This window comes from Chryseobacterium soldanellicola (assembly GCF_900100115.1).
Classification (GTDB): domain Bacteria; phylum Bacteroidota; class Bacteroidia; order Flavobacteriales; family Weeksellaceae; genus Chryseobacterium; species Chryseobacterium soldanellicola.
Map to the genome: position 1 here is coordinate 189288 of NZ_FNKL01000004.1, position 16737 is coordinate 206024.

Here is a 16737-nt window from a genome sequence, read left to right on the forward strand (position 1 = left end):
TCATCTTCGTGAAAGGAAAATTAAGACATATTGCAACATTTTTGCTTACCCTATTTGTGGTATCTCAGCTTGTGCATGTCACGCATTCCCTTTCGCATTCAAAATATGATACTGAGCAGGAGAACAGTCCTTCAAAAAAAGTAGATTATAAATTCGCCGGTCATGATTTTCAGGACTACAATGCTGACAAGTCAGACCATCATCACCAATGTGTGATCTGCCATCATTTTGTTTACCATTATAATGTTTCCGATGTAGCAAAGATCTTTGTTGCTATTCTTATATCGCTATTTTTTGATGTTACTTCGTACATTGATTTTACCTTATTCATCCCAAAAAGTTCTCTACTGTCAAGTATAGAGCCGCGTGGACCTCCTGTGAGAAATACCTAAATTTTTCAACCTATATTATCAAATACTGATAATAACAATTTCTATTTATTTTACTATAAAACTCAGCAATGAAGTATTTACTTGTTGGGCTGGTATTTACGATTGGTGGATTTTTCGGCTATGGTCAGAAGCATTTCAGTATCATCGGATCTGTTTATGATGCCGATACCAAAGACCTTCTGCCCGATGTTATTGTAAAGCTGTCCCAAAACATCTCCCGAACAAATGCGGGTGGTTCTTTTGTGATCAATAATTTAGCTCCGGGAAGCTATACCATTCAGTTTGAAAAGCTGAATTATGAGATTCAAATCGCATCTTTTGGTCTTGCAGACAGGGATATAAATGTCAGTATTTACCTTGATAAAGCTGCAACGAAAATCGATGAGGTCAAAATATCTCAGTCGTCCAAAGAACGACTGGCAAGGGAATCTTCTGCGGTAACTTATGAGGTGACCAAAGATTATCTTGATCAGAATCGGGAAAATACATTAATGCAAAGCCTTCAGAATCTACCCGGCATCCAAGCGATGGGAATCGGTGTCGGACAGTCAAAACCAATGATCAGAGGTCTCGGTTTTAACAGGGTTGTTGTTTCACAAAACGGCATTAAACATGAAGCGCAGCAGTGGGGAAGTGATCACGGGCTTGAAATAGATCAGCATGACGCAGGCAGTATTCAGATCGTAAAAGGGCCAGCATCACTATTATATGGATCGGATGCTCTTGGCGGCGTCATCGACCTTCGCCCATTTTCCGTTCCCTACAGTAATGGTATGGTAGGCAGCGTGCAGTTATTAGCGGAAAGCAATAACAATTTGCTGGGGACAACTGTCGGGATGCAGGCACAAAAAGACAGGTGGTTGTACCGTACCCGATTTACAGTAAATGATTACGGGGATTTTAAAGTTCCTGCTGATAAGATCATTTATGAAAATTATGTTTTTGATCTTTCAGATAAGCACCTGAGAAATACAGCCGGTACTGAGAAAGATATGAGCTTCTCCTTCGGATATGCAGACTCCAGCTTCAAAACGGAAACTTTTTTAAGCAACTATAATGCGAAGAATGGTTTCTTTGCCAATGCCCATGGTTTGGAAGTCCGGACATCATCCATTGACTATGACCACTCGGATAGAGATGTACATTACCCTTATCACACGGTCAATCATTTTAAAATGATCAATAACAGCACATTTATCTTCGATCATCATGAGCTTCGACTAAATGTAGGTTTTCAGAACAATATCAGGGAAGAACACACTGAATCTGTGGCGCACGGTTATATGCCAAAACCGGCAGGAACGCTTGACCGGCGATATGTAAAAAATACGTTTACAGCAGACCTGCGGGATGAAATGAAGTTTACCTCCAAACACAGCATTATTTTCGGTGTGAATGCGGAGTATCAGAACAATGGCATTGATGGCTGGGGTTTTTTGATCCCTTCCTATGACCGTTTTACAGCAGGAGTTTATGCTTACGATAAACTGGAGATCCACAACAATTTATTTCTGCATTCCGGTTTAAGGTACGACCTGGGAATGATAAGTACCGAATCATACTATGACTGGTATCCCTCTCTTGTGGGTTCAGATATGGCATATCTACAGAGAGCATCGGACAGTAAATTCAAATTTAACAATATCAGTGCAGTCGCAGGTCTCAGCTACATACGGAACAAAACAAACTATAAGATCAATATAGGGAAAAGTTTTAGAATTCCCCTGGCCAGCGAACTCTCGTCCAATGGGGTTAACTATCATATGTTCAGATATGAGAAAGGAAACCAGGACCTAAAGGCGGAAACTTCCTACCAGCTTGATGCAGAAGCATCCTATGACGATGGTAAATTGGGCTTATCCTTAACACCCTTTATCAATTATTTTGATAATTATATCTACCTGAATCCTATCGCAAATTACTTTGAAACATTACAGGTCTATGAATATACACAAAACAAAGTATTTCGGGCAGGCGGCGAAATAAGTGCAGAATACAGACCTTTTAAAAAATTAGGTATTGAAGCAACGGCGGCGTATGTCTATTCCAGACAGACGAACGGACTTAAAAAAGGATTTACACTGCCATTCTCACCACCACTCAGAGCACTTTTTTCTGTGAACTACCTCTTTAACAATATTTGGTTTCTTCAGGATTTGAGGCTTAAAACCGATTTTCGTTTTTCCGGTAAACAAAACAATATTGTACCACCTGAAAGAACAACAGACGGTTATGGCGTGCTGGATGTAGCACTTGCAGCAATAATACGCGTCTTTAAAGAACATCATCCAACAATCAGGCTGAAAATAAATAATCTGTTTAATCAAAAATATTTCGACCATCTGAGCTTTTACCGTTTGATCGAAGTTCCGCAGCCCGGAAGGAATGCCTCAATATCATTAACAATTCCATTTTAAATACATATACAAAATCTTATGAAGTTAGAAATCCTGAAACGTATAATCTTACTTAGCATCTTCATTATGGCAGCGTCCTGTGACAAAGAAGATGAGCAGATCGACACTGAAAAACCGGTGTTAAACCTCAGCTATGACAATGCTTTTCCTAAGTCCTGCGCAGTCCTAAAGCGTGGCAATACATATATTTTCCGTGCTTTGGCAACAGATAACATAGGTGTTGCTTCTTACAGCATCGATATCCATCACAACTTTGACCAGCATACCCACGACGATCAACCCGGCGTATGTCCGCTTGATCCTAAGAAGACAGCTGTAAAACCGATGATCTACATGCAGAACTTCGCAGTGCCTGATGCAGGGACCAGTTATGAAATCTATCGCGAAATTTCAATTCCACAGGACATTGATCCTGGTGACTATCACTGTCAGATCTCTACGATCGACAAGACCGGATGGCAGTCCCGAACATCTGTAGATATAAAAATTATTGAATAAAAAATAGAACAATGAAAAATACATTTTCAAAAACCTTTTCGACCATTACTGCTGTTGTATTGCTGTTAATTACTTCATGTAGAAATGATGACGAGCAGATGCAGCCTCAACCAAATATTATTGCGTTAGAGGTGGGTTTGGGCAATAGCCACACAAGTTACATCGGATCAGATATTCATATTGAAGCAGAAATTGAGGCATCAGGAAAAATCAACACCGTCGAAGTCGAAGTTTTCAAAAAAGATGGGGCTGGATGGCAGACGAAAAAAGTGTATTCAGAATTTTCCGGTCAGCTTAACACCACTTTCCACAAACACATTGACGTGGCTCCAGATGCCGCACCGGGGAACTATGTGCTGCGGATGAAAGTGACAGACATGCTGGGTCAATCTAGAACAGTTGATGAAGATCTTGAACTGATCATCCTGCAAGACAGTGTTTCACCGATCATTAATATTACCACATTCCCTGCAGCGAATAAGTTGTTTTTAAATGGCGAGACCATTACCATTTCAGGAACGGTATCAGATAACATTGCGTTGGGTAATGTTCTCGTGGCATTGGTCCGCGAAGAGGATCTGATTCCTGACGGAAACTTGTCTGACACCCACTCGCAAATCATTACCATGTTGGATCTGCGTGATTTTGCATCAACGGAGATTCAGGATTTTACAGCATCGATTAACGTCGGCGCAACATCGGACTATGGTTTCCCACCAAAACCGATTCAAGGCGCCAATGCTTGGAAATCTGGTTCCTATTATATCGTGGTAAAAACAAAGGACGCTTCTCAGAACGTCACTTTTTCACAACATTATCCAATTAAAATTAATCTTTAATCATTTTTTTTACTAACATTTTAATTTATCATTATGAAAATCAAGACATTTATTTTTTTACTGTCTGCAGCTTCAGGCGCTGTGTATGGACAACAAACAACATTACAGCATTTCGATCCTTCACTGGTGACACCGATTGCAAGTGCATACGGTGGGTCAGAAGGTTATCTCACGGGACACAATGACTACGGAGATGAAGAATTTGCTGAAAAATATGAGATACAGGGTAACGGAATATTGCACGGCATTTCAGCAATACATTTAGGGCAGGATGGAACACCAGGTTCCATAGTAGCCTCATACAGAGCGTATTCTGTGGGGTCTGCAGGTCTTCCGGAAACAGCTCTGGCCAATAAAAATGTTTCGTATGGTGCAATTCCTGTGAATGGACAGCTGAACACGGTGATGTTTGATAACCCGGTCAATGTTTCCAGCAGCTTTTTTGTGTCCTTTCGTTTAGGAGATTATCTGCACGGTGGATTAGGAACAAAAAGAATTGCTATTGCACACAGTCCAGATGGCACAAGGCCAGCATCAGATTTTACGACCTTCGGACGAAATGTCATCCGTTGGCATAGCCACGGTGCAGCGGTTTGGAAAGACTACAGGACAGAAAATTTCTCTGATGTGTCGCCCGCAGTGTATTTTGCACTTTTCCCACTGGTTGAACTCAATAATCTGGCTGTCGTGGATTTCAATAAAAAAGGCAATGTCGGCGCTGTTTATCCGAATCCTTCCAACGGTAACTTCATTGTACCTGTGAAAACAAGCTCAGGGGGAAACGCTTCATTCAAATTGTTCGACATGTCGGGTAAACTGATAGTTGACAAACAAGCTAACTTAAGCTCTGGTGCAAATGAATTTAAATTTTCAGAGGAAAATCTGCAAAAAGGGAATTATATTCTTTTAATCAAAACACCTGAAGGCAATGTTTCACAGAAAGTAAGTATCCGATAAATACAAGAATTTTTTCATTCATAATTTTTTCATTGATTAATTTTGCCCTGATTTTATATCAGGGTTTTTTATGCCAGACACACAAAATAAAAGCAGAAATATTATCAATTTTCTGCTTTGTAATTGGCCCTAAAATTTGTTATCTTACAACTATTTAAATCGTTTTTAGATATAAGTCCTGTAATTCTTCGGCAGAAAATGATTTTGATGGTAGATTCTGCACCAATTCTCCTTGCTTCATAATTCCGATGTTGGTGGCCACACTTACTGCATTGAAAATATCGTGTGTCGCCATAAGAATTGTACGTCCCTCCTGTCCGAGTTGTCTCACAATCTCGGTAAACTCGGAGGTTGCAATTGGATCCAATCCGCTGGTAGGTTCATCGAGGAGTAGTACCTTTGCATCTTTAGCCAAGGCGATGGCGATTCCTACTTTTTGTCGCATTCCTTTTGAATAACCCCCTAATGGTTTTTCGTGGGCAGTTTGCTGTAGTCCGGTACGTTCCAGCAGAGCGGATAATTCACCTTTTGAATAATTGAAACCTGCAATCTTAGAGAAAAAATCAAGGTTCTCTATTCCTGTAAGATTGTGATAAAGCAGAACCGTTTCGGGAATGTACGCTAAATGCTTTTTTATTTTCTGAGGATTTTCCGTTACTGAAATGTTATTGATAAAAGCATCTCCGGAAGTGGGTTTGATTAATCCTAAAAGAATATTGATCGTCGTACTTTTGCCTGCTCCGTTTTGTCCAAGCAGAGCAAAGATCTCGCCTTCTCCGACTTCGAGATCTAGCGATTTCAATGCGGTGAAATCATTGTATTTTTTATGAAGATTGATGGTTTTTAACATAGTTTTCTGAATTTAATTTGTGAAAGAATAATGAATAAGAAAATGAAAATTAAATAAGGTAAAAACACTTTTATCAGACTGGTCTTTTCAGGATCTGTGAAAGTTTTTACGGTCTGCCTGGTCCAGTCGATGACTTTGGCATTCTGGTTTTGAAAAATATAGGGATAGAAATACAAGCGTTGATCCTCATGGAATTGCTTTAAATTCTGGGCATAATTCAGCTGGTTTTCCATTCCTGTTTTAGCAAGTTTACTCTGAATTAGTAGTGTCTGGATATTCGGTAAAAGGTATCCGAGGTAGATCGCAGCGTTATTTCGGCGTTGCATTTTAGCGTGATACTGCTTTGAAGATCCGGAAGATTCTACATCGCCTAGATGCTGCATTGCATAGTACCATGTATACGAGCCACTTTCATTGGTGGCGTCGTATTGACGAAACTGCGGATAGATCTTGTGAAATTTCTGCATGGTCAGCGCTTTGTCTTCGTCCCATTTGTTATGATAGCCTTCGCGCTGTTCGATCTGTGCCTTAGGCCCTTCTTTCACGGGATATATTTTCTGGATCAACATATTGCCGGTCATCGGAACAATAAAATTCATGCCCATCCAAAAAATTACCAAGGAGACTGCATTCCAGGAGGAAGATCTCTGATAACCGATAATCCATCTGCAAAGCGCAAACCAGAAAATAATATAGAGCAATCCCGATACACTGAAGATAATAAAAGTGGTATCTAAAGGAATATTGATATACAGAAGCGCAATGATAAGCAATATAAAATATACTGAGGTCAATGCAATTAAACGGATCAGTATTTTATGATCGATGAGGCGCCGCAGGTTACTGCTTTGTACCAAGAGCAGTTTCCATGTTCCTTTTTCCTGATCTTCTGAAATAAGGTTATAGCAGAAAGCGATAATAACAAGCGGAAAAAGAAAAACCAAAACAAATGAAAAATCAAAATTTCCCGCCGCCACGTTTGCAGGGTTGAAAAAATCTGAATTGTTTTTCTGTTCTTCAAGGTTTCTGATGGTCACGCCCTGAATTGAAGGATTGATGTCCCTCAAACCAATGTTCAATGCGGCAAGCCTGGGCATTTCATTGACGAGATTAAATTTGACATAATACAGCAACAGACCTATATCATCGCTGTGCAAAGCAATGTTCTTTTCCAGGCTTTTCTTTTGATAAGAAGCACTCTTGGAGATAATGTCTTCGTTTCTGTCAAGGAACTTTTTACCGGTATAAAGAGAACTAAGACCCGCAAACAGCAAGATCACCAACGAAATGATGTACGCTCTGTTTCGGTAAAACTGTTTATATAAATAATGATTCATTTAGATTAATTTTAAATTTTTAGCACTTAATTCAACCGCCACAAGACAAATAAACAGCCAGAAGACAATAGCAATAAAAGGCATCAGCTGGTGGAGAAGACTTTCTTTTATAGGAGTGAATTCGTATGTAAAATCAGGGAATCTTTTCCAGTGGTCTTTGCTGATGATGGCGGGTTTTTCTCCCGGTGCCGGTTTTATATTGCTGATGTTCTCGATCTGCAGATCATTCATCCTTTGAGCCAGGTCGTAGCGGTACTTCTCCGCCTGCTCCTGAAATTGATGATACGCAAAATAATCTGTACCGGAAGCCGTCATAGACAAGTTTTTAATGGCCATTACAGGATTGATGAACCCAAAGATCTCGTTGAGTTTTTGTTGTCGATCATATTGGATCTGAAGTTTTTTCAGATGATCTGCATAGATCTTCGAGCTGATCTTCTCACCTTCTTTCATCACGAAACCACCGTAATTGATCGGAAGCTCGTCAGTTGTTTTTACATTATACTTTGCCAGTAAAGAGTCTTTAATGTGTTTAAAGTGCTTGTCCTCAGGATTGTGACTGTCACCGACCTTCAGAACATCTTCTTCCACCTCTGTTTCAAAAGCAATTCGTGAAGGAGTAGGATAGAGGTTCTGTGCCACAAACTGAATCCCTTTCGGTACAAAGATCACAAGGACAAGCCAGAAACCGATGAGGCTGATCAATGCTGAAGAAGAAGCTTTGCTTAGCGCTGAAAGCAGGACCGTTAAAGTACAAAAGAAGAAATAATAGATCATATATGCCGGAAATAAGACCGCTAGCCTTGCCGCGATATCTCCAAAATCAGTTGTTTCAGACATCAACACTGCAAAAAGAATGACGGGTATAACCGGAATTAGAAACAACAACGAAAATTGCCAGAGCCCGAGAATTTTGCCCCAAAGAATATCTCTAGGCGAAGCGCCCTGAACATTCAGAATTTTGAGGGTGGCAACTTCTCTTTCACGGGCAACAAGTCCGAACCCTAAAAAAAGAATGACCAATGGAACGATGCTTTGCAGGATAAATGCACTGCTGAACGTTCCAAAACGCACCAGAATACCTGAACTGCCTGCTTCTGAAAGATTTCCTGTGTTCTGTTTGTGTGCCTCAAGGAAGATCACATTTCCCAGATAATCATCAAGGCCGTTGTCAAAAATACTTAACGGATGACCGATCCTGAAGACGAGATAACCGTAATGCGCCATTCTATGCGGATGCTTGTCGGGCCTGTGTTCCCAGTTTTCGCGGGTTTCCTTGCGGTACTCTTTTACTTTCGATAGATTTTCGCCGTATGTGGCAAACCCGATGCCGATGCTTAAAAAGCAAAAGAGCAGTACCGTCATTACGATCAGCAGGTTCTGTTTGCTTTTGATGAGATCTTGCCGGGTTTTTCGTACGATGAGTTTCAATTTTGAAAAAGCCATAGTTTAAAGTTTATAAGTTGCAGTAAATAAATAGTTTCTTGGAGCTCCGGGAAAAAGCCTCAGATAGTTCTGTGCGCCCACCCAATAGCTTGTATCGGTCATATTGTTGACATTGAGAGCCAATTGAAGCTTGGTTTTGGGAACGGCATAATAAAGGGCAAGATCTAAAGTGGTATACGCAGGAAGCTCGAAACTTCGGGTAAACCAAGGGATCTTTTTGCTTTGATATAAAATTCCTGCTCCGATCCCAAAGTATTTTAATGCCGGTATTGCAGAAAAATTGTATCTCGTCCACAGGTTGACAGAGTTTTTTGATGTATTTTCTTTGGCCAGACCTACCAATGCAGGATTTGAATCATCTACAACTTTCGCATCAATATAGCTGTAACCGGCATATATGTGCCATTGCGGAAGGATATAGCCGGTCAGTTCGGTTTCAAAGCCTCTGCTTCGGTCAGCTCCACGTTGGATCAGCTGATCCGGTTCTGCCGGATTGTTTGCATTGATCAGAATATTTTTCTGATTGATCTCGTAAACTGAAAAACTTGCATCGATCTTTGCGAAAAGTTTGGTTTTGACCCCTAGTTCCTTCAGGTCAGAAATCAAAGGCTTGTATAACGATGCGGAGATCCCACCTGTAAATCCGGAAGTTCCAGGCATCAGTGAAGTTGTATTGGATTGTGGCTGATATCCGGTAAGGTATGTTCCGTAGATATTGGTGCTTTCACTGACACTGTATGTCAATCCTACTCTGTAAAGAAGTTTCTGGTTTCTGAAAGCACTTTCTTCCGGCTTTTTATAATTGGTCCTGTCCTGAAACCACTCTTGCCTGATTCCTGCCAGTAGCCTGAACTTCTTCCAAGTAAGCAAATGCTGTACGTAGACAGCGTGAGTTGTGGTTAACGCAGTTGGCAATGGATTAATAATATTCAGTACGGAATAATCATTTCCCTGATGGTTTAATGCTCCTGATGTCAGATCAAAAGGATTGACATTAGGTTTGGGAATAGTGATGCCATTATACATCATCGTCTGATACAATGCGGAATTTGCAGGATTATATGATGCAGTGACGGTGCCGTCTTTCATCAGAAATCCTCTTGCAGCATCCTGCTTTCCACCGTTTTTTTTCTCCCAGATATGGCTGTCGTAGCCTAGTAAAGTCTGATGTTCAAATGTTCCCGTCTTGTAGCTAAAATTAAAATAAGCGTTGATATTATCCACTTCCCAATGTTGTACCCTTTCCAGATACTGCATCATCGCAAGGCTGGGAACGGGGTTGTTGCTGATATCGGGAACAAAAGAATTGGTAGTTCTGGTTTCATGGGTGTCCTCATCCCAGAACTGTTTCATATAGGAAGCATTGAAGCTGATATGCTCGTTGAAATGATGAGCAAAACTCCCCATTAAAGTAAGATCTTTTGTTTTGAAAAAATCTCCGGGAGCGCCAAGATTAAGACTGATCGGTGTGCTGTTGAGATCGGTTTTTCTTGCTGTCGCACCGAAAATTGGCTGACCTCTGTCCAGATTTCCATTCATCTCATTGTATATCATTTCCACATTGAGTGACGTCTTTTCATTGGGGATAAAAGATAGGGAAGGAACAATTAAAAACCCGTTATTATTGACATTATTGCGGAATGACTTTCCATCCTGATGTGCGCCGTTGAAACGGTACAACAGTGTTTTACTTTTATTTAACGGACCGGTAAGATCCGTTATCAGGCGATAGGAGTCAAAGCTTCCCCCGGATAAACTTACTTCATAACGGTCGTTAAGCAGTGGTTTTTTAGTTACCATATTGATCGTCCCTCCCGGATCCACGCTTGACATCGTAATGCTTGCCGGTCCTTTGAAAACTTCTACCCGCTCAATATGGGAAGTCATCGGCTGGAGAAAATAATATTGTCTTGTACGCATTCCGTTGATGATCTGTCCTTCCTCATTTTGGCTGATCCCGCGAATGCTGTATTGATTGTAAAAACTTGCATTGGAAACGCCTGCCACATTTTTGAGGACATCTCCTAATCTGAAGGCTTGTCTGTCGTTGATCAATTCTTTAGTAACGGTATTCAGCGTAAGGGGCAGATCTTTATTCTTCATTGCGATCTTTGTAGCAGCAAATGAATAGTCGGATACATAATCCTGAGATCTCCTTCCAATGATCTCTACCGTCTGGATGGTTGCTGAGATCGAATCTTTTTCCGCCTCCTGTGCATTGAAGGTAAGGGGAAATAATAGAAAACTTAAGCCTGTTAATTGATAAGGCTTAGTGGAAAGATAATAATTTATTTTCCATGAAATAAAATGGTTAACTAACATAAAAATCGGTAAAAAAGTAAAAGAACCCTACTGATTAAAATATTTGCCTCTGTTTGAAGCAAAATGTCCACGTAACGATAAGTACAGATTGGAAAAAATCTGTGTCAGAAATAATCTCAGCTAAAATACTTTAGCTGTAACTTATGAAAAATGGGGTGGAGCTCTTGAGGAGAAATAGTCGATAAGGCGACGGTATTCGACTGCTTTAGAATGCAGTATTACGCTGTGATCTATATTTTGTAAAGCAAAATCTATATTCTGAATATCAGGAATAAGACATGTATTCATTTGAAGATGTAATGCGCATTGGCATTGATCATCCTGTGAAAAAACAGCACCCTTTTCTTCTTTACTATTCTTTTTCTCTGTATTTTTTGAAGTCGAATGCTTTGCATGCTCAACGCACACAGAGATACCACTGACATTCGATAGAAATATCAGCAACAAGGAAAAGACAAAAAAATGTTTTACTGTTTTTTGCATAAAAGAGTGGCAAATATAGGCAATCTTAAAAATTAAAGCTATCAAAGAAATCTTGGAGACCTTCAATACCATAAAATTTGTTAAGCAGATTCATCTATTAACTTGATGATCCTAGTTCATACAAAATATGATATAACAAGGTCAAAGATCATTTCTGAACGCATTGCTATATTAGGACGGAGGAGTGTTACCAGTGCTATTGTATTAAAATTTATTCTCAACCTCCGCTGCTTTCAACATCAGATAATGCAAATCTGTATTTTTCACAAAGGGCTTCAGCAGCTCACTTCCCGGTCCGTACATGGCCAGCTCTACATAGTCCCCGCTGTGATCCATACTTATCCATCCCACATTGTTGTGCTTTTTCTGTATGTCGGAAAAGGCTTTGTATGGCAGTTTTTTATAATTATAAAGTCCCTCTTCGTCTTTTTCCAGGCCTTTATAAAAATTGAGAAGATGATTGGCTTCGTCATCAGAAAGTGAAAAGTGATTGTTCACAAAGATCCAGTCTTTGACCTGCTGAATATTGAAATCGTCATGGATATTATTCAATAGATATTCATTCGTGAATTGATAATCGGCAATGCTGTTAAAATTCTTGGTAGCATCTGCTCCATAGATAGTTCCGGGATTGGCATTACCATGATCAGTTGTAATGATAACCAGCGTATTGCCATCTTTTATTGCAAAATCCATTACGGTCTTGATGGCTTCGTCAAAAGCCAGCTGGTCATGGATAAGTGCTGAAATGTCATTGGCGTGAGCAGCCCAGTCGACTTTTCCGGCCTCTACCTGCAATACAAAACCTTCCTTATGGTCTTTCATCTGGTCAATGGCAGCTTTTGCCATTTCAGCAAGAGTGGGCGTGTTATTTTGTTCAGAAGTATTTTTTCGGTCGATGGAATAGGGAAGCGCACCGCTATTAAAAACTCCGAGAACAGGCTTGCTCGTGTCCATGTTTTTAAGGCCTGAGCCATCTTTCAGAATTTGGTAACCTTTCGCTTTGTAGGATGCATAAACATCTTTTTTATCCTTCCTCTTTTCAGGATTGAAAAACTCATCACCACCACCCATCATCACATCAAACCCAAATTCTGCATACATTTCAGCGATATCCGGTTCAGCACTCCTTTTTGCAGAGTTGATGCAAAACCCAGCAGGTGTCGCATGTGTGATCGTCACGGTCGTGACGCAGCCTGCCTTCTTACCTTTCTTTTTAAATTTCTGCCAGATCGGAAGATGCTGTTCCCCATTTGGACCGACATTCAGTGCACCATTATTGACGCGAAAACCACCACCGAAGGATGAACTTGCGGCAGCAGAATCGGTCACGATTGAACTTGCTGAGGCCGTATCCATCAATGCACGTGTAGCTTTCTTTTCAAGATAAAGATTCATCCAGTTCATTTCCCTTCCGAATATATTTTTGGAATATAGATTAGCCATAGAAAGAGTGCCATTGCTCATTCCGTCACTGATCATGAAAATAATGTTTTTGGCCTTTTTGCTTCTGAAACTTAATTTTTCTTCCTGATCTCTGCCAAATAGATCGAAGTGGTTCAATGTTAATGCTCCGGTAAGTAAAGCCGAGCCTCTCAAGAATTTCCGTCTGTTCATTGCTGGTATTTTTGGTTCAATTTAGGACTTAATATTTTGATTCAAATGAATCTAATGTTAAAAAATGTCTTGTCAAAGATGATGATTGATCAGTGCTCAGTAAAAATTCCTGTGCAGACCGCAATGGCAACATGCGGATCAGTGAAGAGCTTTCTTCGTACGCAAAAATACTGTCAATACTTGTCTTTTGGAAAATTTCCACTTTGGTATGCTCTGTTTTTATAAGTTCACAGGCCAGCTTCAACTCAATATCGAAGATAGATATAAGACGTATATTATGATGTTTAGGCAACGTTCAGTATAATTCAAAATTAATGTTTATGATTTTTAAAATTGATGATATGGGCGATGATCAATCCTGCGGCTCCTATAAAAATAAATCCTGAATGGATATGAAGAATAAAGTCAAGCCCTACCGAAATGGCTATCAGTGCAATGGAACTTCAGAAAAGAAATTTTAGCCAAATGACAGAGATTTCTTTCGTAATTCTGAAAACGACCCATCCGCCGACTAGAAGAAACAGCAGATCGACCAAGGGATTATGTAAAATTCCCAACGGAACGATCAGCAGCAAAGGAAATACGATACAGTGGATGAGACATAATGTGGCTGCTGATAGACCGATATAATCAAGGATTTTTGTTTTCATAATTTCTTATTGTAACTTTGTTGCAAAAGTAGATAATAAATTTCATTATTGCAACTAAGTTGCGTTTGTTTTATGAGACAGAGTAGAAGTACACATTCAAAAACAGAGATCTTCAGAATCATAAGCGATTCGGATACAGCACTTTCACACGCAGATATTCAAGCAAAATTGGATGGCCTTTGCAACCGTGTAACAATCTACAGAGTATTGGAAAGACTGGAAGAAGAGGGGAAAATACATAAAATAGTGAACGTGGATGGTGTTGTCAATTTTGCCATATGCAAAGGCTGCACAGAAGTACATCACCATAATCATCTGCATTTCAACTTTGAGAAGTGCAAATCGGTGATATGTTTAGAGAAGTTTGTACCGGAGATCGAGCTCCCTGAAAATTTTTCTGTTAATCAGTTTAATTTTGTGGTCAGTGGTCTTTGTGATAAATGCAGCGTGAAGTATTAATTCTAATTTAGATCATTAAATCAACCTCTGAAAAGGATATTGCTAACTTAGATCAAGACATCTACATTATTTAAGAAAAATCGAAAATATTATTTAACAGATTAGGATTTATATTTGAAATATAAATCCTAATCTGCTTTTTTAATGGTTTCCTATCACATCTTAACATGTTTTCATCTCAATTGTAACTAAATTAAAATAGTCGCTTATTTCATCCACTGTAAACTTTGTATATCTAATTTTATGACTAGCATTTATTCTTCAGTAGTAAATAGTCCAAATCATTACTGAATAGCCTTTAGAGCATCACTCGTAGCAAATTAATCATAATTTTTTTCGACTTTTACAGAAGTTTCTGCCAAGTGAAATAATGGTCTGAATCCAAAATTTTGAAACTGAACCTTCACTGATTTCAAGCTGTGTCGCTTTTGATTGAAAAAGTAACAGGCAGTAAAAATTTAAGCCAGTTGATTATTGCCTTGAAGATATATAAAGTTAAGTTCTAAATTAATGTCTGAACACAAGAAAAATAAATTAAATAATACCCTTAGTTCCAATACATTCGATTTGGAACCCATTATGAAATTTAAGGAGATGTCTTTAGATCAGGCAATGAAAATATTGAATGATTCGAAAATTACAATATCAGAACAAGAAGCTTCTGAAATTCTTGTGTTTCTTCACACAATTGTAAAAATCACATTGAAAGAGTTTCTTTCACCTAAAGATTAATTTCGTATTTTAGTAATTACAATATTATAATCAAAGAGTGTACTGTACACCAGATTGATTAAGTTCCATAGTTCCATTTAACAACAAATTTATGCAGATCGCTGATTTATATATCCGAGTTTCTACGGATGAACAAGCTGATAAAGGATATTCCCAACGTGACCAGGAAGAGCGCTTACGAAAACATTGTGCTACTCTTAACATTACAATTGAAAGAATTATTTATGAAGATCACTCCGCAAAGACTTTCGATAGGCCTGAGTGGCAAAAGTATTTATTTGCTTTTAGAAGAGGTAAGGCTGGTAAGGACGTCAGATTATTGTTGTTTACTAAATGGGATAGATTTAGCCGTAATACCAGTGAGGCCTATCAGATGATTTCCAGACTGACTAAATTAAATATTTCTCCGCAAGCTATTGAACAACCTTTGGATCTGAGGGTTCCTGAGAATAAGCTGTTGTTAGCTATCTACCTTTCTACACCGGAAGTTGAAAACGACAGAAGGGCGCTGAATGTGACTTATGGGATGAGGAGGGCAATTAAGGAGGGTAGAATGATGGGAACAGCACCTTATGGGTATATCAACAAATGCACTGAAGATGGAAGGAAATATGTGGCTGTCAAGGAGCCCGAAGCAACCAACATCATCTGGGCATTTAAAGAGGTAGCGAAAGGACATCTTCCCAGTGCTAAAGTCAGAGACCTTATGAACAAACGTCCAGGCAGAAAGCTTACCAGAAATTCTTTTTTAGATGCATTACGAAATATTGTTTACTGTGGAAACGTCATATTAAAAGCTTATAATGATGAAGAGGAGAGGATAATAAAAGGTAAACATGAGGCTTTGATCTCTGAGGAACTTTTCATGAAAGTTCAAAATGTTTTAAGAAAGAAAAGCAATAAGGATGTTTTTTTACCTGGCGGTCGCATTATTAATGAAGACCGATATCCTTTGAGAGGGCTTTTATTATGTCCGACGTGCGGGAAAAATTTAACTGCAAGCAGTGCTAAGGGTCGATCCAAGCATTACTATTATTACCACTGTTCAACTGATTGTGGATTTCGTCATAATTCTGAAATAGTGAACGAACTATTCGAAGCAGAACTTTCGAAATTCGAATTCATTCCAGCCTTCGAAAAATTGCTTAAAACAATATTGGTAAAAAATTTTTCAACAGCCACTAATGGGTTAGATGATGAGCGAAAATGGATGACTGAAAGGGTTTCGAAAATTGAACAAAAGATTGCAAAAGCAAGAGATTTATATCTTGAAGATAGGTTGGATGAAGATGATTTCAGGGAAGTAAAGAAGAAAAACAAGGAGGAACTTGACAGGCTTATATTCAAACTCAATGCACTGAAAGAAAATAAGAAGAATAATAATGTAGAACATAAGCTGGGAGAGGCTTTGAAGGCTGTTACGAATATTTCTGAAAGGTATAAAAAAGCAAGTTCCATTGATAAAAGAGCCATAATTGGTTTGATTTATCCTGAAAAGTTAACGTTCAACGGAGAGTATTTTCAAACCACTAAAATCAACAGTTTTGCAGAGAGTATCTTTCTGATAAAGAAGGAATTAGGAAATAAAAAAAACCGACAAAGAAGCGAAAAAACTTCAAATGTCGGTTTTGTGACCTCGACAGGATTCAAACCTGTAACCTTCTGAGCCGTAATCAGATGCGCTATTCAGTTGCGCCACGAGGCCTTTCTTAAAGGTTTGCAAATATAACACTTTTTT

At 39.1% G+C, this 16737-nt stretch carries 14 protein-coding genes and 1 tRNA gene; 9 read left to right on the top strand and 6 right to left on the bottom strand.

Annotated elements, in window-relative coordinates; genetic code table 11:
* Positions 1-8 precede the first annotated feature (8 nt).
* The 5 genes from BLT04_RS14930 (at position 9) to BLT04_RS14950 (ending at position 5103) form a co-directional block, all read left to right on the top strand.
* Positions 9-392, top strand: coding sequence for a hypothetical protein (locus tag BLT04_RS14930; RefSeq protein WP_089756588.1), 384 nt, complete (start codon positions 9-11; stop codon positions 390-392).
* A gap of 68 nt (positions 393-460) precedes the next feature.
* Positions 461-2809 carry a TonB-dependent receptor gene (locus tag BLT04_RS14935; RefSeq protein WP_089756589.1) on the top strand — a complete coding sequence of 783 codons (2349 nt, stop codon included), beginning with the start codon at positions 461-463 and terminating at the stop codon, positions 2807-2809.
* An 18-nt stretch (positions 2810-2827) separates the two neighbouring features.
* The gene (locus tag BLT04_RS14940; protein WP_089756590.1) at positions 2828-3307 is read left to right on the top strand and encodes a DUF4625 domain-containing protein; all 480 of its coding nucleotides are present in this window, start codon (positions 2828-2830) and stop codon (positions 3305-3307) included.
* An 11-nt stretch (positions 3308-3318) separates the two neighbouring features.
* Positions 3319-4146: a DUF4625 domain-containing protein gene (locus BLT04_RS14945; protein ID WP_089756591.1), complete on the top strand. Its 828-nt coding sequence runs from the start codon at positions 3319-3321 to the stop codon at positions 4144-4146.
* A 33-nt stretch (positions 4147-4179) separates the two neighbouring features.
* On the top strand, positions 4180-5103 hold the full coding sequence (locus BLT04_RS14950) for a T9SS type A sorting domain-containing protein (protein ID WP_089756592.1): 924 nt from the start codon (positions 4180-4182) through the stop codon (positions 5101-5103).
* A 154-nt stretch (positions 5104-5257) separates the two neighbouring features.
* Here the strand turns inward: BLT04_RS14950 and BLT04_RS14955 are convergent, their stop codons facing one another.
* The 5 genes from BLT04_RS14955 to BLT04_RS14980 form a co-directional block, all read right to left on the bottom strand.
* Positions 5258-5953 (bottom strand): ABC transporter ATP-binding protein, encoded by a 696-nt coding sequence (locus BLT04_RS14955; RefSeq protein ID WP_089756593.1) that lies wholly within the window; start codon positions 5951-5953, stop codon positions 5258-5260.
* The gene (locus BLT04_RS14960) at positions 5947-7290 is read right to left on the bottom strand and encodes a DUF3526 domain-containing protein (RefSeq protein WP_089756594.1); all 1344 of its coding nucleotides are present in this window, start codon (positions 7288-7290) and stop codon (positions 5947-5949) included. Before BLT04_RS14960 ends, BLT04_RS14955 begins: the two co-directional genes overlap by 7 nt.
* Positions 7291-8736, bottom strand: a complete 1446-nt coding sequence (locus BLT04_RS14965) for an ABC transporter permease (protein WP_089756595.1) — start codon at positions 8734-8736, stop codon at positions 7291-7293.
* 3 nt (positions 8737-8739) lie between these two features.
* Entirely contained in the window at positions 8740-11058 is a 2319-nt protein-coding gene (locus tag BLT04_RS14970; RefSeq protein ID WP_089756596.1) for a TonB-dependent siderophore receptor, read from the bottom strand.
* Positions 11059-11745: 687 nt separating this feature from the next.
* Positions 11746-13158, bottom strand: coding sequence for an alkaline phosphatase (locus BLT04_RS14980; RefSeq protein WP_089756598.1), 1413 nt, complete (start codon positions 13156-13158; stop codon positions 11746-11748).
* 420 nt (positions 13159-13578) lie between these two features.
* Between BLT04_RS14980 and BLT04_RS18780 the strand changes: the two genes are divergently transcribed.
* From BLT04_RS18780 to BLT04_RS15000, 4 genes are all read left to right on the top strand, one after another.
* Entirely contained in the window at positions 13579-13788 is a 210-nt protein-coding gene (locus BLT04_RS18780; RefSeq protein ID WP_139166260.1) for a hypothetical protein, read from the top strand.
* Positions 13789-13880: 92 nt separating this feature from the next.
* Positions 13881-14267: a Fur family transcriptional regulator gene (locus BLT04_RS14990; protein WP_089756600.1), complete on the top strand. Its 387-nt coding sequence runs from the start codon at positions 13881-13883 to the stop codon at positions 14265-14267.
* A gap of 510 nt (positions 14268-14777) precedes the next feature.
* Positions 14778-14999, top strand: coding sequence for a hypothetical protein (locus BLT04_RS14995; RefSeq protein ID WP_089756601.1), 222 nt, complete (start codon positions 14778-14780; stop codon positions 14997-14999).
* A gap of 91 nt (positions 15000-15090) precedes the next feature.
* The gene (locus BLT04_RS15000) at positions 15091-16665 is read left to right on the top strand and encodes a recombinase family protein (protein WP_089756602.1); all 1575 of its coding nucleotides are present in this window, start codon (positions 15091-15093) and stop codon (positions 16663-16665) included.
* On the opposite strand, the gene BLT04_RS15005 is transcribed toward BLT04_RS15000, so the two are convergent.
* Positions 16631-16704: transfer RNA gene (locus BLT04_RS15005), tRNA-Arg, on the bottom strand. The two genes, BLT04_RS15000 and BLT04_RS15005, sit on opposite strands and share 35 nt — an antisense overlap.
* Positions 16705-16737 lie beyond the last annotated feature (33 nt).